The organism is Nitrosomonas mobilis (assembly GCF_900103035.1).
Taxonomy (GTDB): Bacteria; Pseudomonadota; Gammaproteobacteria; order Burkholderiales; family Nitrosomonadaceae; genus Nitrosomonas; species Nitrosomonas mobilis.
In genome coordinates, this window is the sequence record NZ_FMWO01000056.1 from 42,550 (window position 1) to 63,246 (window position 20,697).

Annotated in this window: 16 protein-coding genes; 12 read left to right on the forward strand and 4 right to left on the reverse strand. The window is 50.1% G+C overall.

Features of this window, described 5'->3' with window-relative positions; translation table 11 throughout:
* Positions 1-142 precede the first annotated feature (142 nt).
* The 5 genes from NSMM_RS09220 to NSMM_RS09240 all read left to right on the forward strand — a co-directional run bounded on the left by NSMM_RS09220 (position 143) and on the right by NSMM_RS09240 (position 7,534).
* Positions 143-2,461, forward strand: coding sequence for a methyl-accepting chemotaxis protein (locus NSMM_RS09220; protein WP_090286809.1), 2,319 nt, complete (start codon positions 143-145; stop codon positions 2,459-2,461).
* A gap of 74 nt (positions 2,462-2,535) precedes the next feature.
* Positions 2,536-3,402: a CheR family methyltransferase gene (locus tag NSMM_RS09225; RefSeq protein ID WP_090286812.1), complete on the forward strand. Its 867-nt coding sequence runs from the start codon at positions 2,536-2,538 to the stop codon at positions 3,400-3,402.
* Complete coding sequence (gene cheD, locus NSMM_RS09230) at positions 3,383-4,000, forward strand: chemoreceptor glutamine deamidase CheD (RefSeq protein ID WP_090286814.1); 618 nt, start codon at positions 3,383-3,385, stop codon at positions 3,998-4,000. Before NSMM_RS09225 ends, cheD begins: the two co-directional genes overlap by 20 nt.
* A 148-nt stretch (positions 4,001-4,148) precedes the next feature.
* Complete coding sequence (locus NSMM_RS09235) at positions 4,149-6,320, forward strand: sensor domain-containing protein (protein ID WP_090286816.1); 2,172 nt, start codon at positions 4,149-4,151, stop codon at positions 6,318-6,320.
* A 134-nt stretch (positions 6,321-6,454) separates the two neighbouring features.
* Positions 6,455-7,534, forward strand: coding sequence for a protein-glutamate methylesterase/protein-glutamine glutaminase (locus NSMM_RS09240; RefSeq protein ID WP_090286818.1), 1,080 nt, complete (start codon positions 6,455-6,457; stop codon positions 7,532-7,534).
* Positions 7,535-7,632: 98 nt separating this feature from the next.
* Here the strand turns inward: NSMM_RS09240 and lspA are convergent, their stop codons facing one another.
* From lspA to NSMM_RS09260, 4 genes are read right to left on the reverse strand one after another with little or no spacing between them, the layout of a single operon-like run.
* A complete protein-coding gene (gene lspA / locus NSMM_RS09245; RefSeq protein WP_090286937.1) occupies positions 7,633-8,121 on the reverse strand; it encodes a signal peptidase II in 489 nt (162 codons plus the stop codon).
* A 25-nt stretch (positions 8,122-8,146) separates the two neighbouring features.
* Complete coding sequence (gene ileS / locus NSMM_RS09250; RefSeq protein WP_090286820.1) at positions 8,147-10,963, reverse strand: isoleucine--tRNA ligase; 2,817 nt, start codon at positions 10,961-10,963, stop codon at positions 8,147-8,149.
* Positions 10,960-11,946, reverse strand: coding sequence for a bifunctional riboflavin kinase/FAD synthetase (locus NSMM_RS09255; protein ID WP_090286822.1), 987 nt, complete (start codon positions 11,944-11,946; stop codon positions 10,960-10,962). Before NSMM_RS09255 ends, ileS begins: the two co-directional genes overlap by 4 nt.
* A gap of 46 nt (positions 11,947-11,992) precedes the next feature.
* The gene (locus tag NSMM_RS09260; RefSeq protein ID WP_218121062.1) at positions 11,993-12,421 is read right to left on the reverse strand and encodes a group III truncated hemoglobin; all 429 of its coding nucleotides are present in this window, start codon (positions 12,419-12,421) and stop codon (positions 11,993-11,995) included.
* Between the two features lie 198 nt (positions 12,422-12,619).
* Here NSMM_RS09260 and NSMM_RS09265 point away from each other — a divergent pair, with 198 nt between their 5' ends.
* The 7 genes from NSMM_RS09265 to NSMM_RS09295 all read left to right on the forward strand — a co-directional run bounded on the left by NSMM_RS09265 (position 12,620) and on the right by NSMM_RS09295 (position 20,693).
* Positions 12,620-14,836 carry an ABC transporter substrate-binding protein gene (locus NSMM_RS09265; protein WP_090286939.1) on the forward strand — a complete coding sequence of 739 codons (2,217 nt, stop codon included), beginning with the start codon at positions 12,620-12,622 and terminating at the stop codon, positions 14,834-14,836.
* 18 nt (positions 14,837-14,854) lie between these two features.
* Positions 14,855-15,832: an ABC transporter permease gene (locus NSMM_RS09270; protein ID WP_090286826.1), complete on the forward strand. Its 978-nt coding sequence runs from the start codon at positions 14,855-14,857 to the stop codon at positions 15,830-15,832.
* A gap of 42 nt (positions 15,833-15,874) precedes the next feature.
* Positions 15,875-17,542 (forward strand): diguanylate cyclase, encoded by a 1,668-nt coding sequence (locus NSMM_RS09275; RefSeq protein ID WP_245654756.1) that lies wholly within the window; start codon positions 15,875-15,877, stop codon positions 17,540-17,542.
* 28 nt (positions 17,543-17,570) lie between these two features.
* On the forward strand, positions 17,571-18,515 hold the full coding sequence (locus tag NSMM_RS09280) for a DnaJ C-terminal domain-containing protein (protein ID WP_090286830.1): 945 nt from the start codon (positions 17,571-17,573) through the stop codon (positions 18,513-18,515).
* Between the two features lie 71 nt (positions 18,516-18,586).
* On the forward strand, positions 18,587-19,453 hold the full coding sequence (locus tag NSMM_RS09285; RefSeq protein WP_176753921.1) for a DUF2914 domain-containing protein: 867 nt from the start codon (positions 18,587-18,589) through the stop codon (positions 19,451-19,453).
* Complete coding sequence (locus tag NSMM_RS09290; protein ID WP_090286834.1) at positions 19,450-19,989, forward strand: NUDIX hydrolase; 540 nt, start codon at positions 19,450-19,452, stop codon at positions 19,987-19,989. Before NSMM_RS09285 ends, NSMM_RS09290 begins: the two co-directional genes overlap by 4 nt.
* A gap of 32 nt (positions 19,990-20,021) precedes the next feature.
* Positions 20,022-20,693 (forward strand): hypothetical protein, encoded by a 672-nt coding sequence (locus NSMM_RS09295; RefSeq protein ID WP_090286836.1) that lies wholly within the window; start codon positions 20,022-20,024, stop codon positions 20,691-20,693.
* The last annotated feature ends 4 nt before the right edge of the window (positions 20,694-20,697 follow it).

Below are 20,697 nucleotides of genomic sequence, written 5' to 3' on the forward strand. Positions count from 1 at the left end.
CGAAAATAATTAACATTGAGGGAAGCGCCTAGCTAATCGAACATATCCTCGAGAGCGGTTGTCCAGCTCGCGGTTCCACCCGAGTTCCAGCTTTTACCGGAACAATGGTATTTAAGAATATTTAATAAACAGGGAAAGTAACGTGCGCATCAATATGCCGGTCACCAACATTGAACGGGAAATGCAGGATGGAGAATTTCTCGTCTCCAAGACCACCCCAAAAGGGGTGATTTCCTATATAAATAAACCGTTTATTGCAATGAGTGGTTACACCGAAGCAGAGTTGATTGGACAAGCACATAATCTGATCAGGCATCCGGACATGCCACCTGAGGCATTCGAGGATTTTTGGGTAACTCTGAAACAAGAGCGTCCGTGGAGCGGGCTGATCAAGAATCGCAACAAGGATGGCGGATTTTATTGGGTGTTTGCCAATGCCACGCCGATCAAGGAACAAGGCCGCATCATCGGGCATATGTCGATACGCAGCAAACCATCACGTGAGCAGATACAGACAGCGGATGCACTCTACCGGGACATGCGTGAAGGGCGGGCAAAAGTGCGTATTGTAAACGGAGAAATTATCCGTGAAGGTGTGTTGGGCACTATCCGTCACAAAATACAGCAACTGTGCTTAAAGACACAGATCGTCTTACTCGTTACCTTACCTTCGATTGCAGTGACGACATCACTCTGGTTGGCGGAACAACAGTCGTGGCTGGTTTACGGCAGCGTGATTGCTGGCGCCGTGCTCTCGGTTGCAATCGGAGCAATGCTATGTCGCAATATCTCTCTACCAGTCAACATGATGATTGGTCATCTTGAAAAAATGGCGCAGGGCGATTACACCAGCCAGATCAATGTGGTGCGCCACGATGAAATTGGCAGGTTGGCCGAAGCACTCAAATCCATGCAGATACGCGCGGGTGTCGATTTTACCGAGACCAAGCGTATGAATGTCGAGAATCTGCGTATCCGCAATGCACTCGATATTGCCTCATCTGCCATCATGATCGCGGATGCGACGGGCATGGTCATTTTTTTGAATCAGAAAGTACGCGAGATATTGACAGGTGAAAAGGATGAAGCCGCCATGCGGCAAGCGCTAAAGGACCACCTTGCCAGCCTCGATCAGCCGCAAGAAATGGATAACATCAAAGTCAATGGGCGCGTGTACTCACTCAAACTGACGCCGGTAATGAATGCGGACGGTTCGCGTGCCGGTGCGACAGTCGAGTGGCTGGATCGCACCCAGGAACTGACTGTAGAAAAAGAAGTGGTCGAAATTGTGCAGGCGGCTATCGCGGGCGATTTCAGCAAACGCTTGCCGCTTGCTGGCAAGGAGGGGTTTTTCAGGCAGCTGGCCGAGGACATCAACCGGCTGATGGAAACCACCACGCAAGGATTGAATGATCTTGCAGGTGCGCTGGATGCGCTTGCCAGGGGAGACCTGACACAGACTATTACCAGACAATATCAGGGTATGTTTGGTCAGCTAAAGGAGGATGCCAATCAGACCGTGACACAACTCACCGACATCATCGGACAGATCAAGGAAGCCGCAGAATTGATCGGCGCGGCCTCAAAAGAAATCGCGGATGGCAATGTCGACCTGTCGCAGCGCACCGAGGAACAGGCCGCCAATCTGGAAGAAACCGCCGCCAGCATGGAACAACTGACTTCTACCGTCAAGCAGAATGCGGACAACGCCCGCCAGGCAAATCAACTGGCGTCTTCTGCCTCGGAGGTGGCAGTCAAGGGAGGGGAAGTGGTCGGCCAGGTAATCAATACCATGAGCGCAATCAACGAGAGCTCCAAAAAAGTGGTCGACATCATCAGCGTGATCGATGGCATTGCTTTCCAGACCAATATTCTGGCACTCAACGCCGCCGTGGAGGCAGCACGGGCCGGTGAGCAGGGACGAGGGTTCGCGGTGGTGGCAACCGAGGTACGCACACTGGCACAACGCTCGGCAGCTGCCGCCAAAGAAATCAAAGAATTGATCGGCAACTCGGTGCACAAGGTCGAGGACGGTACACAATTGGTTGATGAAGCAGGAAAAACCATGCAGGAAATCGTGCTATCGGTTAAACGTGTGACCAAAATCATGAATGAAATATCGGCGGCTTCCCAGGAACAAAGCCTCGAAATAACGCAGGTTAACCAGGCAATCACCCAAATGGATGAAATCACGCAGCAAAATGCGGCACTGGTCGAACAGGCCGCCGCCGCTTCGGAATCCATGCGTGAACAGGCGGAACATCTGGCACAAGCGATAGCAACATTCAAGCTGGAACAGGCTCCCGAAGCAGCCCAGCCGTTTGCAGAACGGCGCAGCCCCAATCGGGCAACTAACGTCACACGCCTGTCACAGAGCAAGGCCAGCCAGGGAAATACGGCAAAGTCAGCCCCGGCAGTCTTGTCCAAAACAGACTCTGATGGTGAGTGGGAAGAGTTTTGATTCACAAGCGATGCGGAGTTAAAAGTACTATCTCGCGCCGGTAATGGTTGATAATACGAGGGCATCAATCCTTTATGTGTACAGAACCGTTGGCTGAAAAAACATTGCGGGAATACGCGTTTGCGCCACGTGATTTCGAATTGGTCAAGCGCATGATTTACGCGCGTGCCGGCATTGCGTTGGCCGGTAATCGACAGGAGATGGTGTATACGCGTTTGACCAAACGATTGCGTGCAACCGGTTCACCGGATTTTAGCGAGTATTTGAACCGTCTGGATAAAAATGCTGAAGACCAGGAATGGGAAGCATTCGTCAATGCGCTGACAACCAATCTGACCGCATTCTTTCGAGAAGAGCATCATTTTCCAATACTGGCTGAGCACATCAAGAGCAGGAGAAACGGGCAGACAATGAAACTCTGGTCCAGCGCGGCCTCCACCGGTGAGGAGGCTTATTCGATGGCAATGACCATGGTAGAGGCCTTTGGCTCAATCAAGCCCCCTGTACGTATTCTGGCAACCGATATAGATACGAATGTACTGGCGACGGCCAGACGGGGGATTTATACAACCGAGCGGCTGGAAAATATGCCACCTGCACGGATCAAACGTTTCTTTCTCAAAGGAAATGGTCGCCAGGCAGGGTTTGTACAGATAAAACAGGAATTGCGTGACATGATTACTTTCCGACAGCTCAATCTGTTGGATACCAACTGGCCGTTATATGGAAAATTTGAGGCAATATTTTGTCGTAACGTCATGATTTATTTTGATAAACCAACACAATACCGGATTCTGCAACGATTTACGCCACTCTTGGGTCAGGAAGGACTACTGTTTATGGGCCACTCGGAAATTTTTGCGCATGCGGCTGATCTGATCAGGCTGTGTGGCCGTACGGTTTATAAAAAGGTTGAGCAAGATGCAAAGCGGGAACGGTAAGCGGATCGTCAAAGCTGGCGGCCCCGATCAGGCCAGCAATTTTTACTACGATCAGTATCTCAAACTCGAAGCAGTCAAGCTGTTGCCAGGAGAATACTACGTCACTACCAGGGATATGGTGCTGTCAACGGTGCTGGGATCGTGCGTTTCCGCCTGTATCTATGATTTCCAGAGCGGGATCGGCGGAATGAATCACTTTATGCTGCCAGCAGGTAAGGATAACCACGGTGCACAGTTGCCGAGCGCACGTTTTGGGGATTCCGCCATGGAGATACTGCTGCGGGAAATTCTCAAACGTGGCGCGCGCCGCGCCAATCTGGTCGCCAAAGTGTTTGGCGGTGGAAATGTGCAGCGGACAATGGTCACTACCCATATTGGCTTCCAGAACGCAAAGTTCGTCAAGGAGTACCTCGCCAGACATCAAATCCGCATTCTTGCCGCCGACTTGGTTGGGTTCAATCCACGCAAGATTCATTTTTTTCCAAGAAGTGGTAAGGTGCTGATGAAAAAATTATATGTATTGCATAACGATACCATCGTGCAGCGTGAACAGCGCTACAATCGAATGCTGTTAATGGCCGCGAAAACCGTAGCGTAATTTATCCTGTTGACATCTCAAGGGTGTCCCTAAAAATACAGGCGACACAGAATGGTGAAGAGGAAGCAGAAATACTGTTTTCCAATAGACTATGCAGAAGCTATTCTGATATAGCTCTAAAAAGACAGTAAAAAACAGGAATCGAAAAATGGACCAACCCGTTTCGCGAAAGCGAAAAAAACGACGTGCTGCGCTGAATGTACGGAATGAGGCTCCAATACCTGCCTGTGATACTGCGCTATGGGAACAAATCAATCAAGTCAATACAAAGCTGACTGCTTATATCCAGGCGATCGAGCAAGTTGCCCTGGTTTCTGTTACGGATAAAAGTGGAAAGATCATATACGCTAATGAAGTTTTTTGCGAGGTCAGCGGCTATTCGCAGGATGAGCTCTTGGGGCAAAACCATCGTGTCCTGAATTCAGGGCATCATCCCAAAGCATTCTTTGTCAATATGTGGCATGAAATCACGCATGGCCGTCTCTGGCACGAGGAGATATGCAACCGTTCCAAAAATGGTTCACTTTATTGGGTCGATTCGACCATTGTGCCATTGAGGAATACTGACGGCCAAATTGATCGTTACTTATCCGTGAGGGTTGACATTACCGCAAATATGGAAAGAGAAGGCCATCTGCAAAAGCGGCTCAATGCGAGAATGTGCCTGTTTGAGATGCGTCGCGAGATATTACAGGCAAGTCAGGTAGGCACTTTGCGCAACCTGATTCTGGAGAAGCTGGTCGGCGCCATGCAATTTTCACATCTGGCGGTCAGCAGCATGCTCATCGATGGCAAGTACTACAGCTCAGATACGACAATGTCGCCAGATACACAGCACTTGCCCACGTTACAGGGCGAGATTCGTTCCAAGCATAAGGTACGCGGCTGGATCAAAGTGCAGTATCGAGAACCAAGGCCATTTCTGTTGCCGGAAGAGCAGGATGTCATTCAGTCTGCGTCTGAAGACTTCGCACTGTGGCTAGAGCGGAATGAAACCGAGGAGTATGTGCGCTATCAGGCTAATCATGATGGACTAACGCAACTACCCAACCGGTGTCATATGAAGCGCATACTGGACAGGTTGATCGGAGAACGCCGCCATAACATTGGCCGTTTTGCAGTCTTGTTTATTGATCTGGATCATTTCAAAATTATTAACGATTCACTCGGGCATGAAACGGGCGATCTGTTACTGAAGGAAGTGGCCAAAAAGCTGACATCCTGCGTCCGCAAGGAAGACATCGTTGCGCGTCAGGGCGGGGACGAATTTATTGTGCTGATATGCAATGTTAATTCCTATGGTGATGTTGAAACGGTGGCGCAAAAAATTGTTGAACAGATCAAGCTCCCTTTCACTATCAACAATAGTGTGCTGTATATCGGCGCCAGTATCGGCATTGCAATGTTCCCCGACGATGGGGAAACGGTGGATACTTTGCTGCGCAGTAGTGATCTCGCTATGTACGAGGTTAAGCAGGCAGGCCGCAACAGTTATCAGTTTTTCTCCAGCGAAATGAATAGACTGGTGGTCGAGGGACACCGAATGAAGGTGGCTTTGCATGAAGCGCTGAATCGTCATGAATTTGAGCTTTATTTTCAGCCAATTATGGATCATTCCAGCCAGAGAATTGTTTCAATGGAGGTTTTATTGCGCTGGCGTCGTGCAGGCAATGAGCTGGTATCGCCAGGTAAATTTATTCCACTTGCGGAAGAATCCGGGTTGATTATTCCGATCGGAGCATGGGTTTTGCGGGCAGCCTGTCAACAAATAGAATCCTGGCGGCGCCAAGGAATCGAAGTCCCCAGACTAACGGTTAATTTATCGATGAAGCAATTAGGTACGAAACAGTTTGTGCATGATGTGATCACTATTTTGCGGGAAACAGGAGTGCGTGCAGACTGTATCACGCTTGAAGTGACCGAGAGCATGCTCGCGGAAAACACGACTGATGTTGCGCAGAAATTGCATCAACTGTCTTCACTGGGTTTTCACATAGCAGTCGATGATTTTGGAACCGGTTATTCCTGCATGGCGCTGTTGAAAAATTATCCGATTGATTTACTCAAAATAGATCAGACGTTTGTCAGGAATATTTGCGCTGATAAGAATGATGCGGCAATTGTCATCGCCATCATCGCCATGGCGCACGGTCTTGGGATGCGGGTTGTTGCCGAAGGCGTGGAAACACCGGAACAGCTGGATTTTCTGTCAGAGAAAAATTGTGATTTCTACCAGGGATATCTATTTTATAAGCCACAGCCTGCCAGCGATATTGTAAATAGCCTGCGACGTAGCGATGTATTCGTATCGCTCAGATGATTTCGTGAGTGGTTTGGGTGTACATCAAAAGAACTCATATTTTCCAGGATATACGCTCTATCTTTATCGAAGATTTGATTTGCCTTTTCTTCAGAACCGGTTAATGGGTTACTGAAAAGAGTTATCTTAGAACCATGAAAAAAACTCGTGTGTTTGTAATAGATGATTCCGCCCTGATCCGGAATTTACTGACTCAGATCATTAACAGCCAGCCGGATATGGAGGTCATCGGTGCTGCCTCCGATCCGCTGGCGGCGAGAGAAATGATACGCGCCACCAATCCGGATGTACTGACACTGGATATCGAAATGCCCAGAATGGACGGATTGACGTTTCTCGAAAAACTGATGCGGCTGCACCCGATGCCAGTAGTGATGATTTCAACCCTGACTAATCAGGGTTCAGATGTCAGGCTTCGTGCACTGGAGCTTGGCGCGGTGGATTATATTGTCAAGTCGAAAATGGACATCCGCAATGGCATGGAAAGCTATACAGATGAAATCACAAACAAGATACGAGCGGCCAGCACCGCACGCGTTCGCCGTCTGGAACCACTGGTCAATGGGCATGCTCACCCCGCACAGCCACGGCCAACCATATTCAAACCACAGAATTCATCAACCGAGAAACTGATTATCGTCGGTGCTTCGACAGGGGGGACAGAAGCCATCAAGGATTTTCTGATCGGGCTGCCATCTGACTGTCCAGGGATACTAATCACGCAACACATGCCGCCTGCCTTTACGCGTTCTTTTGCCGAACGTCTGGATCGTCTCAGCAAAATCCGTGTGGCAGAAGCACGAGGAGGCGAGCGTATTCTGCCTGGTCACGCCTATCTTGCTCCAGGCCATTCTCACCTGCTTTTGAAAAAAAATGGTGCCAACTATGTAACTGAACTGAGCCAGGCCGAACCCATCAACCGTTTCCGGCCCTCGGTGGACGTGCTGTTTCATTCTGCGGCCAAATACGCGGGGAGTAATGCAATTGGTGTCATTCTGACCGGAATGGGCAAAGACGGCGCCGCTGGCATGCTGGCAATGCGTCAAGCAGGCGCTTACAACTTTGCGCAGGATGAGGCCAGTTGTGTGGTTTTTGGCATGCCCAGGGAAGCCATTGCGATCGGTGCAGTAGAAGAAACTGTGTCGTTACCTGAAATGACTAGACGGGTAATGAACAGAGTAGCTGCGATGAGCAGCCGCTCTGTTCGGATATAGAATACGTGTAGTTGAATAGGCTGATAATGCAAACGCCGAGGTCTTGTGATGTCACCAGCAAACTATTGTGATGAAATATGAGGTTTTAAAAGCGCCCTTTACTTCCGTTTTTCCTCGACCACCTGATTCTGATCAGTCTTGAAACTATCGACGATCAACAAAAATGCTCCCACAAAAATGGCGGAGTCGGCGATATTAAAAGCTGGCCAGTGATAGCCAGCTATGTGGAAATCAAGAAAATCTACTACATGCCCCAGCATGATTCTGTCTAGCAGATTCCCGATTGCGCCACCCAGAACCAGACTGAGCGCAATGGAGAAGCGTTGGTTGCTGGCATGTTTATAAAGCAGGTACACAATCAGGATAGATGCCAGTAGTGCGACGGCACTGAGAAACCAGCGCTGCCAACCCGAGGCGTCGCTCAGAAAACTGAAAGCGGCGCCGGCGTTATAAGTGAGCACAAGATTAAAAAAATCCGTCACTTCAATAACATCACCAAAAATCAGAATAGATTCTACCCAGCGTTTGCTCATCCAGTCGAACAGCAGTACCAGAGTTGCAAGTGTCAGGCTGTAGCGTAATTTCATGGTAGCGGTTTCCGGAAAAATCGGATCAGGCATGGTGCCGAATTTCTCCGGCACCGGAGAGATTGTTGATGCAACGCCCGCATAGTGAGGGATGATCGGTATGTGCGCCGACATCCTGCCGGTAATGCCAGCATCGTTCACATTTCCGGTGAGGACTCGGCCTGACGATTATTGTTTCTGAATCCATCGTAGCAGCCGGATGCAGGATGACCTCGGATGTAATCAAGACAAAGCGCAGATCTTCGCCCAACGAATCGAGCAGTGCATAATTTTCACCTGCCGCATGTATCTCTACGATGGCAGCGAGTGAGGAACCAATTTCTCCCTGTGCCCGTGCTTCTTCCAGCTGTTTCTGCACCAACGCGCGCAGTTGACGTAACTGCTGCCAGCGATACAGGCGCTGTTCAACTGCCGCTGCATTGTCGGATGAAGACGGGAACGAGTGCCAGGTATGCAGCAGCACGCTGTCATCCTTGTTCCCGGACAACTGCTGCCAGACTTCCTCGGCGGTAAAACTCAGAATGGGGGCAAACAGCCTGACCAGGCTATGCGCGATATGATGAAGCGCATTTTGTGCGGTGCGGCGTGGTATACCGCTGGCCGCCGCGGTGTAAAGGCGATCCTTGAGAATATCCAGATAAAACCCCCCCAGGTCTTCCGAGCAGAAATTATGCAGCCGCGAAACGATCTGATGAAAATCGTAAGCATCATAAAGACGAGTGAGTTCATTCTGTAATTTTTCCGTGTAATCGAGCATGTAACGATCGATTTCCAGCCAGGATGCAATCGGCAGCGCATCGTTAACCGGATGGAAATCCGCCAGATTGGCCAGTAGAAAACGCAGGGTATTACGGATACGGCGATAGGTTTCAACCGTGCGCTTGAGAATTTCATCGGAGATGAACAACTCGCCGGAATAATCCGTCGAGGCGACCCACAGCCGCAGGATATCGGCGCCCATGGTGCCCACAATCTTCTGTGGAGCAATCACATTACCCTTTGATTTACTCATCTTGTAACCTTGACCATCGACGACAAAACCATGCGTCAGCAGCGCCCGGTAAGGCGCCTTGCCATCGATGGCGCAGCCGGTGAGCAGTGAAGACTGAAACCAGCCGCGGTGCTGGTCAGAGCCTTCCAGATAGAGATCTGCTGGATAGTCTAGCTGTGGATTGCCTTTCAGGACGGTTGCGTGCGTGGTGCCGGAATCGAACCAGACATCAAGCGTATCAGTCAGTTTGCGATAATGTCGTGCATCCTCGCCGAGAAAGCTGGCTACATCCAGGCTGAACCAGGCTTCGATCCCCTCCTGTTCGACCAGCTGGGCGATTTTTTCCAGAAACTCATCGCTGCATGGATGCAATACATTGGTTTGCTGATGCACAAAAAATGGCATCGGCACACCCCAGTTGCGCTGACGGGAAACACACCAGTCCGGTCGATTCCTGATCATCGCCTCCAACCGGGCACGTCCCCAGGCAGGATAGAAGCGGGTGGACTCCACCGCAGCCAGTGCCAGTTCGCGTAGTGGTGTTTTTGTGGACGATTCGTCCACTGGCCACATACCGATGAACCACTGCGGTGTGGCACGAAAGATGATCGGGGTTTTGTGGCGCCAGCAATGCGGATAACTATGTTCGATGGTTTCGACATGACGCAAATGACCGCTATTTTGCAATGCCGTGATGATGTGATCATTGGCCTTCCACACAAACTGCCCCCCAACCAGCGGCGTGCTATCGGCAAACTTGCCATCGCCTCCCACAGGGCTGTCATCTGGCAGGTCATATTGCTGCCCGACAAAATAATCATCCAGCCCATGCGCAGGCGCGGTATGCACCAGCCCGGTACCCGCTTCCAGCGTCACGTGCTTACCACAAATGATTGGTACTTCGCGGGATGCAAAGGGATGCTGCAGCACAAGATGTTCCAGCGCTTGCCCCTTGCAGCTAGCAACCGCACTGCCAGCAAGCCCGTAACGGGCAAGACAGGTTTGCACCAGCTCGGTCGCGAGAATCAACCAACCTTGGTCGGTTTTCACCAGACTGTAGTCAAGCTCAGGATGCACGCAAACAGCCTGGTTGGCAGGCAACGTCCATGGGGTGGTGGTCCAGATGACAGCCTGAATGATAGCGTCAGCCGAGATCGGGGTCGCGAAAACATAAGCCAATGGATGTGCCTGACCCTCTGCGGCAGCGATAACATCAAAGCCGACATCGATAGCGGGAGAAGGTTTGTTTTCGTATTCGACTTCCGCTTCCGCCAAGGCCGAGCCACAGTCGATACACCAGTTGACCGGCTTTTGTCCTTGGTAGAGATGTCCATTCTGCCGAATTTTGCCGAGCGCACGGATAATGCCAGCTTCGGTGGCGTAATTCATAGTCAGATAAGGATTTTCCCAGTCACCAAGCACCCCGAGGCGAATAAAATCAGCTTTCTGACGTGCCACCTGTTCACTTGCAAACTCCCGGCACAATTTCCGGAGCTGATCGGCAGGCAGATGTTTGCCGTGTTTTTTCTCGATCTGATGCTCGATCGGCAGCCCGTGACAATCCCAGCCGGGAACATAAGGCGCATCAAACCCGGCCAGTGTCTTGCCCTTGATAATGATGTCCTTGAGAATCTTGTTGACGGCATGACCTATATGAATATCACCATTGGCATAAGGCGGGCCATCGTGCAGCACAAATTTCGGGCGCCCCTGGCAAGCCTCACGAATTTTCCGGTAAAGCTCTTTCTCCTGCCAGATTTTCAGCATCTCCGGTTCGCGTTTCGCCAGATCTCCGCGCATAGGAAAAGGGGTATCGAGTAGATTGAGCGTGTCTTTGTAATTAATCGTCATGGATGAAAAGAATAAACCTCTAGCGGAATATTGCGCTTTATATTTTTTATCAGAAAAAACTGTTGAGCATCGACAACATCCTGGGCAATTTGCCGGGTAAGAATACCCAAGTCGGCAAATTTTGCCTCATCACGCAATTTATGCAGAAAATGCACACATAGCCGATGCCCATATATTTCCTTATCGAAATCAAAAAGATGTACTTCCAGCACCGGTTTGCCAGCGTCGCGAATCGTCGGGCGTGTTCCCAGACTAGCCACGCCCGGCAGACGCCGATCCGGTTGCTGGCTATCCTGATCAGTAACTTCCACCACGAAAATGCCACTCAAGGGCGGATGATTATGTTCCAGACAGATGTTGGCCGTTGGAAAGCCGATTTTTTTGCCCAACTTGTCACCATCAACCACACGTCCGCTGATGCAGTAGTCCCGCCCCAGCATAGTTTTTGCCAATAGCAGATCGCCGCTCGCAAGCGCCTCCCGGATGGCGGTGCTGGATACACGCAATCCGTTTATGCAAAAACTTGGCATGATTTCAAGCTCGAAGCTATCCGCTTGCGCCGCATACTGCTGTAATAACATGCGGTCACCGCTGCGGTTGGCACCAAAACGAAAATCATCACCAATCAGCAGCCAGCGCACATCAAGTTCTCGACGCAATATCCGCGAGATGAACGTACTGGCCGGGATGCTGGCGAATGCTAAATTGAAATGAATAAGCTGCGCGCGCGCAATGCCTGTCTTCGCAAGTAACGACAGCTTCTCCCGCAGACTGGTCAATCTAACCGGCGCCTGATCGGGTGCGAGAAACTCCCTCGGGTGAGGTTCAAACGTCATGGCGCAGGAAGTCAAACCCAGTCGTTCTGCTGCCTGCTTCACTTGTGCCAGCATCGCCTGGTGCCCCAGATGCACACCATCAAAATTACCGATTGTCAGAGCCAGAGGTTGACTGGCAGTGCTGGCAGCACGTCTTGTAATTAACATTGATGGCAAAGCATTTGGCGGTTAAACTCACAATTTTGTACGCCGCCTATGCGGTTTCGATATCGAGTTCGATTGGCTGCTGTTGCGGAAAATGGCTCATTTGATAACCCATCCATAATCTGCCGGCAATAAATCCAGCAACGGTATCGGCGTGGCGTTTTAGTCCAGGGTTACCTATTTCCTGTGTCGTCTCGCGAAACAGGTGCAGCCAGCGTCTGAACAAATCGGCGTTCAGTTCAGGCAAAGCGATATGCTTGGGCATGGGCGCGCCCCGGAAACGGCTGGTACCGCGCAACTGAGCCGACCAGAAATTGGTCATCTGCACAAAATGAGCATCCCAATCGATGACATGCTCTTCGAAAATGGGGCCAAGATCTGGATCTTTTCTGGCCTTGGCATAGAAATCATGCACCAGTCTTGAAATTTCTTCCTCACTATACAGTGAGAGGTTAGGTTCGGGAATAGGATTTTGCATTATGATAAGCGCCTGCCAACAATTAAAATCTGTTTGGAAAGAATAAAAAACCCGGGAATTGTCCTACAAAAACTGTCTTGACATAACCAGCACACAAGTTTGTCATAGGTCTTTATTTTCTCACACTTGTGGCCACACTTCGAATCTTTGTATATGCTTGCGCTTTCAACGCGGCCGATCAGTCAGGTTATCAAACGTATGTCAAGTTTCATTCCGGCAGGGATCATTGCTTCACTCCATAGCGCTCATGGCCTCCGGTATTGGGGATGCTGTGTGTTCCTACTGCTGGCCGGCTGTGCAGAACCGTGGAATAATCCTTACCCTGCCGCGCAGTCAGGCGAGAACATTCTCTACAACGCTTTTGCCGAGCGACCCAAACACCTCGATCCAGTGCAATCCTACAGCACGAACGAGATTCTTTTTACTGCGCAGATTTATCAGCCGCCGTTGCAATATCATTACCTAAAAAGGCCATTCGAACTTATTCCACAAACAGCAACCACCTTGCCAACGGTTCGGTATTATGATGCCAATGATGTGGCTTTACCTGCCGATGCGGAAGAAGTCGCCTTTTCAGTTTACGAAATACATATCAAACCTGAGATTCACTACCAACCTCATCCAGCATTTGCTAGAGATGTACTGGGTGATTTTCTTTATCATACCCAGACGGCATCGGATCTCAAGCAAATACAGAAAATTGCGGATTTCGAGCATGACGACACGCGCGAGCTGCTGGCTGACGACTACCTGTACCAGATCAAACGGCTAGCACACCCCAAACTCCACTCTCCAATTTTTGGACTGATGGCGGATTACATCGTAGGATTGCGCGAATACGCTGAAACCCTGAGTAAGCATGCAACCGCCAATCCTGACGACGTTTATCTGGATTTGCGTCAGTTTCCCCTCTCAGGTGTAGAAAAAGTGGACGATCATACCTACCGTATTCGCATCAAGGGCAAATACCCACAGTTTATTTACTGGCTGGCGATGCCCTTTTTTGCACCAATTCCCTGGGAAGCAGACCGATTCTTTTCGCAGCCCGGGCTTGCGGATAAAAATATCACGCTTGACTGGTATCCAGTCGGCACGGGCCCCTACATGTTGACCGAGAACGACCCTAACAGCGTCATGGTGCTGGAACGCAACCCAAATTTCCAAGGGGAACATTATCCAGCGGAAGGCATGCCGGAAGATGTCGAGAATAATCTGTTACAGGATGCGGACCAGCCTCTGCCATTCATTGACAAAATCATTTTCAGCCGGGAAAAAGAAAGTATTCCGCGCTGGAATAAGTTTCTGCAAGGATACTATGACGCCTCCGGCATTGGTTCCGACAGTTTCGACCAGGCCGTGCAAATAAGCGGACAAGGTGAAACGGTCGTCACCGAAGGGATGGGGGAACAGGGTATCCGCCTGGAAACTGCAGTAGCGCCCTCGACCTATTATATGGGTTTCAACATGCTGGATACGGTGGTTGGTGGGCGTACCACGCAGGAAAAACAGGCTGCTCGCAAGCTGCGTCAGGCCATATCGATCGCGGTCGATTATGAGGAATTTATTTCTATTTTCGCCAACGGCCGTGGACTGGCGGCACAAAGCCCCATCCCTCCCGGAATTGAAGGATATCGCGATGGCAAGGCAGGGATTAATTCCATTGTTTATGAATGGCATAATGGCGGACCTAGACGCAGGTCCATCAAAGTGGCCAAAAGATTGCTAGCTGAAGCGGGCTATCCGGATGGTATTGATAAGAAATCTGGCAAACCATTAGTTCTGTATTTCGACGTTACCACACGCAGCGCGGACGACAAGGCAATACTCGACTGGATGCGCAAGCAGTTTCGCAAAATCAACATTCACCTGGTAGTGCGCAGCACGGATTACAACCGCTTTCAGGACAAAATCCGTAGCGGTAATGCCCAGATTTTCGAATGGGGTTGGAATGCGGATTACCCCGATCCGGAAAATTTCCTATTTCTGCTCTATGGTCCGCAGCGCAAGGTAGGAAACAATGGCGAAAACGCTGCCAATTATGATAATGCCGAATTCAACCGCCTGTTCGAGCGCATGAACAATATGGAATCAGGCCCTCAGCGTGCTCAAATCATCGATCAAATGCTGGCGATACTGCGTGAAGATGCTCCGTGGTTGTGGGGCTATCATCCCAAGGACTATGCCTTGTATCACGCCTGGTATCAGAATGTAAAACCCAACCGGCTCTCCAACAACAACATGAAATACTGGCGTATTGATCACAATTTGCGCGCGCAGAAGCAACGAGAGTGGAATGAGCCAGTATTGTGGCCGCTTGGAATAGTATTTTTTTTATTGATGGGTGGGTTGCTACCAGCATGGCTCGCTTACCGCCGTCGTGAACAGGGCCGCAGTCTGACTACCCAATCCAGTTGATCGTAACCATCCATACAGATGCTGAATTACATTATCCGTCGTATTCTCTATGCAATCCCGATCCTGATCGGGGTGAATCTCGTCACGTTCATGCTTTTTTTTGTGGTCAACACACCAGACGACATGGCACGCATGCAGCTTGGCACCAAGCACGTCACGGATGAGGCTATTTTCAAATGGAAGCAAGCGCGCGGTTATGACAAACCGTTGATCTACCATGATGATGCACCGGGCTTCCAAAAATTCACCGATACCATTTTTTTTGAAAAATCGCTCGCCATGTTTGCCTTTGATTTTGGCCGTGCTGATGATGGCCGTGACATTGCCCTAGAAATACAGAGCCGTATGTGGCCAAGCCTGGCGATCGCTTTACCGGTATTTCTGCTGGGACTGTTGGCGTACATCACGTTCGCATTGCTGATGACCTTTTTCCGGGCAACCTATATCGATTTCTGGGGGGTAGTGCTTTGTATCGCGCTGATGTCTGTTTCCAGCCTGTTTTACATCATTGGCGGCCAGTTTCTGATCAGCAAGCTGTGGCATTGGGTGCCAATCTCCGGCTACACTAACAGTATCGATGCCTGGCGTTTTCTACTGTTGCCGATTCTCGTCGGTGTCGTCAGCAGCGCTGGCGCCAATTCTCGCTGGTACCGCACCATTTTCCTGGAAGAAATGAGCCGGGAATATGTGCGTACGGCACGTGCCAAGGGGCTGCCGGAACGTATCGTATTATTCAGGCATGTCCTCAAAAATGCCATGATTCCAATTCTGACCGGAGCGGTTGTGGTTATACCGCTACTATTTCTTGGTGGTCTGATCACTGAATCATTCTTTGGCATACCGGGACTGGGCAGCTATACTATCGACGCCATTCAGTCGCAAGACTTCGCTGTGGTGCGTGCCATGGTATTTTTGGGTTCATTGCTGTACATCATAGGTCTGCTGTTGACCGATCTGTCCTATACGCTAGTTGATCCTCGGGTGCGCCTGGAATAGTCATTACCGAAAAATTACTCATTACTCTTGGAAAGCCCGTATTTGAAAAGCATAAAAAGTAAAATTGTCCTGTTCGCATTGATTGCAACCTTGCTACCCTCGGCAGGACTGGGGTTGCTGACTTTCTGGCAAAATGAAGCGCTGGTCAACGATGGAGCTACACGCGAGTTACACGCATTGACGAATAATGTTTCGCAACTACTGGAAACCTGGTTAAACGAGAATATTCTCGCTGTCCGCGCACTGGCAGCGGCCAATCCCGTCATTGAAGGACTGGCCATATCCGGTCAGACTAAAAACAGCAGCGATACTGAACAGGCACAAAGTGTCATGGCCAGTTATTTGCTATCGGTCATAGGCAAACTGGATAACATTGTGGCGCTAGCTGTTTTTGATCTTGACCGGCAGATGATTGCCAGTAGCGTCACGATGCCCAAGGCTGACGCTGCCCTGCAAGACTGGCCACAGACAGCGCTCATGTCCCCCACAGATGCCAATCTACCTGTCTCCCCCGCAGACTGGGAGGTCTATTACGCTAAGTCTACATTCAACATCATTTTTCCGGTACTGTCAGATGACAATACACTTAAGGGTTATCTTGCTGCCGCACTTGATTCTAACGCTCTTGCCAGGCAACTGCGTGAAACCCGCAAGTTTTCGCTTGGGGAAATCATTCTGCTGGATAAAACTGGTCATGTTTTTCTGAGCAGCGCCATGCAACTCGATCAGACAGCAGCTCTTGATCCGGAAATTTTTTCGGCATTGCGTAAACCGGCTGCAGGATCATTGGTTTACGATGGGCTTGTTTATCCACTTGCAATCGGCCTGGTTAGTGCTTATGAAAAGCTGCCTATCTTCATTCTGGTAGAACGGGATTATGCCGGCGTACAGATTGCCTGGACCAAGCTGCGTAACCGCTTTTTGACTTTGGTTGTCATTCTGATAGCCATGGTAACTGCATTTGCTCTATACATGGGACATGCCATAGTCGCACCGCTGGAAAAACTGATTGCTGCCGCGCGAAGTATTGTTGACGGCAAGTTGGATGTGCATCTGCAAGTTCATCAGCGTGATGAGCTTGGCCAGCTGGCTGCCATGTTCAATCAAATGACCGATGCATTACGGCACAAACATGCCGTAATCATGGCGGTGAATGAAGATATACGAGAAAAGAATCAGTTGTTGCAGAAATTATCAGTAACAGACGGGTTGACCGGACTATATAACCGCAGCAAACTTGATGCGATTCTGGTTGACCAGCTGGCGCGTTTCAAACGTAATAACCGTCCATTTTGCCTGTTGATGATCGATATTGATTACTTCAAGCATATCAATGACGAACTTGGCCATATAATGGGGGATAAAATTCTTATAACGGTATCAACCGTACTATTAAAATCTATACGGGCAATTGACTATGCTGCACGTTATGGCGGGGATGAATTCATGATCGTTCTGACGGAAACCGATATAGGCGCCGCCATTAAAACTGCTGAGCGGATACGGATGCAAACAAGCGCGCTTTGCCGGGAATTTGAAGAATCTCCGGTCAAAATTACCCTCAGCGTTGGTATTGCCCAAGGCCAGCATAGTGACATGATACCCAATGATCTGATTGCGCGAGCAGACGCGGCATTGTATGAGGCCAAGAAAGCCGGACGCGATCAAGTACAAATTTATTGTGATGGTAGCGCGTTATCATCCTCATGATCACCAGAAACCTGCCGGATAGAACCTGATGGAATACAAGGATTATTACCAGATCATGGGTGTGGCACGTAATGCCACACAAGCAGAGATCAAACAGACCTATCGTAAACTGGCGCGTCAGTATCACCCGGACGTCAGCAAGGAAGCAAGTGCGGAAGCACGTTTCAAGGAAATTGGCGAAGCCTATGAAGTGCTCAAAGATCCGGAAAAACGCGCTGCTTACGACCGGCTGGGGGAGCGCTGGAAAAATGGGCAGGAATTTCAGCCACCACCAGGATGGGATCAGGGATTTGAATTCCATGGCGGGCAGTTTTCTCAGGCAGACGCTTCACAATTCAGTAGTTTCTTTGAGAGTCTTTTTGGAAGAAGATATAAGTCAGGTGGCCCGGGTCAAACGCACGGCTTTGATCTGAAGGGACAGGATTCCCATGCCAAAATCTCCATTGATCTCGAGGATGTTTTCCAGGGTGCCGTTCGCAGTCTGATGCTGCAGCATACTGAACTGGGACCGGAAGGCAGACCGCAAATCAAGGAACGTACCTTGAATGTACGTATCCCCAAGGGTATCCGTCAGGGACAACATATTCGTCTGGCCGGTCAGGGAAGCGCTGGACAAGGGCAGGGAAAGGCGGGCGATCTTTACCTGGAAGTGATGCTCAAACCCCACCCATTGTATAAAGTGGATGGCAAGGATATTTCGATGGAGTTGCCCGTCGCCCCGTGGGAAGCTGCACTGGGAGGAATCGTTCAGGTTCCTACTCCACAGGGCGACGTAGATCTCAAAATACCAGCCAATTCCCAGTCTGGCCAGAAGCTGAGACTCAAGGAACGCGGTATTCCAGGAACAACACCGGGTGATCTCTATGTCGTATTGAAAATAGTGCTGCCACCGGCAGAAAGTGAGCAGGCAAAGGCTTTCTATCAGGAAATGAAACAAAAAATGGCATTCAATCCACGCGCAAAACTGAATTAGTGAGAGGCCCCTGAAAGTAATCGTCTGCTTGTCGCCTACCCATGTCAATACACCGTCAGGATGTATCAACCATGAACAATACTCAGATTAAAATCCGTATTCAGCTTGACCCATCCACCCAGCGAACTGCATCAGATCCTTCTGATCCGGAATCGAAAGCTGACAGTGGTCTTTCTGTTGACCATGAGCAGGTTTACGATCGAAGAAAACTTTTCTTCGCTGTGAGTATATTGCTGTTGATCCTCACGGGATTGATCTGGCTTGTTTCTACTATGTGGGGAGATGACGAGATTGAACCACCATTATCTTCACCGGAATTGCTCTCATTATCCGAGGTGCCGACCCTGGCGCAGATTGAACAAGATACTATGTTGCCTGAGTCGGCTACTACTCTGCAGGAAGCTGCGCCAACTCATGTAATCGATGCTACAACGGATACTGAAGTTGCTGAGATAGCACCACCAGCTCAGAAAGCGACACCGATCACATTGGAAACCGGCATCGCACCCACGCCCATACCGCAGCCGATACCCGCAGCAAAATCCGCCTCTTCTCCCAACAATACTGAAATCCCGGAGACAAGCAGCACATCCAGCTCACAACCAGTCACAACCCCGGTTTTCCGCGCGCAGCTGACTTCTGCCATCAGCCAACGTGAGCCGGTAGACGACATCAAACAGATATCGCTGGCAGGCCGACCCAGCCGAGCGATATTTTTATTCCTGCATTTGCATGATCTGACCGGTGAAACCATCCGCGTTAACTGGTTTTTTCAGGGCCGATCGGTCGCACAAGTGCTGCTACCGGTCGGAAACAATGATTGGCGAACCTATTCCAGCAAGATGCTGAATGCCAGGCGTCTGGGAAACTGGCATGTCACTGCGCAAGACTCATCCGACAGCCTACTGGCAGAATTTCTGTTTGAGGTGACACCGTGAAATATTGCAGCCATTGCAGCAATGAAGTCACACTACGCATACCGGAAGGCGACACACTACCCCGCTATGTCTGTCTACATTGTCAATTGATTCATTACCAGAATCCCAAAATGGTGGTTGGTTGCATACCAGAATGGGAAGATCGCATCCTGCTGTGCCGGCGCGCAATCGAACCGCACAGGGGTAAATGGACGCTACCTGCGGGCTTCATGGAAAACAACGAAACCCTGCCGCAAGGTGCTGCGCGCGAAACGCTGGAAGAGGCGAACGCCCGCGTGGAAATTCTCGACCTCTATGCCGCCTATAGCCTGCCGCACATCAGCCAGGTTTATCTCCTGTTTCGCGCTAAACTGCTTGATCTGGATTTCTCTCCGGGAATCGAAAGCCTGGAAGTCAAGTTGTTTGAAGAACGCGATATTCCATGGAATGAGATCGCTTTTCAGGTAATTCGAACGTCACTTGAGCGTTTTTTGTTGGAACGCCGCACCGGTGCGCCTGTCTTTCATACAGGGAAAATTGATCGCAGTCCAATCTGATCCACAATTCTTCGGCTACGGATGCTCCTGCCATGAAAAAAATATTGCCGTATTTTACCTTCCGGCTGGTTTGTTTGCTGTTATGGTCTCTCAGTATCCCCTCGCCAACCGTATTGGCCGCCGATCAGGCGGCTCCAGCCTCGAATGACGCGCGGCTGGAAATATGGCCAGTGAATGAAGCCAATGAGCCCGATGAATCTACCCTACTCCTGCGCTATGAACACGCACTAAGCGGGCTGCAGGAAGGAATAACCAATCCGTCACTGGCCATCTATCAGGATGGTTATATTAGAGTGTTTTACCCCTCTTACATGAAACAGGGGGGAATCTATGCTGCCCGCTTGAGTCCAGTCAGCCTGGAAAACCTTTGGCAGGAACTCACGGATCCCCGTCTGCTGCAATTCGATCCACAGAAAATCCGCAGCGAAATCAGTTTACTGAAACGCAGCAGAAACGAACGGCCTTCGCTGAGACAAGGTAAATCTGACGAGGTGACCGCTGTGGTGGAATTTTATCCCGATCGTTGGCAAGTGCATCCAGTGTCCGTACTGGGTAAGCTTGACGAGAAAAAAACAATCTCCTGGTACGGACTGAGAACCGACGCAATGCGCTATACAGGAGTTGCGGAAATACAGCTGCTTTACGAGATTTGTGAACAATTTGACAGCATCATGCGAAGTAATCAGCTTAGGAAAATTCCGTAACAGG

Bases quoted from the DNA above. Each gene is read 5' to 3' on its own strand.
- NSMM_RS09225 (WP_090286812.1), top strand. From the start codon at position 2,536: ATGTGTACAGAACCGTTGGCTGAAAAAACATTGCGGGAATACGCGTTT.
- NSMM_RS09240 (WP_090286818.1), top strand. From the start codon at position 6,455: ATGAAAAAAACTCGTGTGTTTGTAATAGATGATTCCGCCCTGATCCGG.
- cheD (WP_090286814.1), top strand. From the start codon at position 3,383: ATGCAAAGCGGGAACGGTAAGCGGATCGTCAAAGCTGGCGGCCCCGAT.
- NSMM_RS09260 (WP_218121062.1), bottom strand. From the start codon at position 12,421: ATGCAAAATCCTATTCCCGAACCTAACCTCTCACTGTATAGTGAGGAA.
- NSMM_RS09265 (WP_090286939.1), top strand. From the start codon at position 12,620: ATGTCAAGTTTCATTCCGGCAGGGATCATTGCTTCACTCCATAGCGCT.
- NSMM_RS09235 (WP_090286816.1), top strand. From the start codon at position 4,149: ATGGACCAACCCGTTTCGCGAAAGCGAAAAAAACGACGTGCTGCGCTG.
- NSMM_RS09255 (WP_090286822.1), bottom strand. From the start codon at position 11,946: ATGTTAATTACAAGACGTGCTGCCAGCACTGCCAGTCAACCTCTGGCT.
- NSMM_RS09280 (WP_090286830.1), top strand. From the start codon at position 17,571: ATGGAATACAAGGATTATTACCAGATCATGGGTGTGGCACGTAATGCC.
- lspA (WP_090286937.1), bottom strand. From the start codon at position 8,121: ATGAAATTACGCTACAGCCTGACACTTGCAACTCTGGTACTGCTGTTC.
- NSMM_RS09295 (WP_090286836.1), top strand. From the start codon at position 20,022: ATGAAAAAAATATTGCCGTATTTTACCTTCCGGCTGGTTTGTTTGCTG.
- NSMM_RS09270 (WP_090286826.1), top strand. From the start codon at position 14,855: ATGCTGAATTACATTATCCGTCGTATTCTCTATGCAATCCCGATCCTG.
- NSMM_RS09285 (WP_176753921.1), top strand. From the start codon at position 18,587: ATGAACAATACTCAGATTAAAATCCGTATTCAGCTTGACCCATCCACC.
- ileS (WP_090286820.1), bottom strand. From the start codon at position 10,963: ATGACGATTAATTACAAAGACACGCTCAATCTACTCGATACCCCTTTT.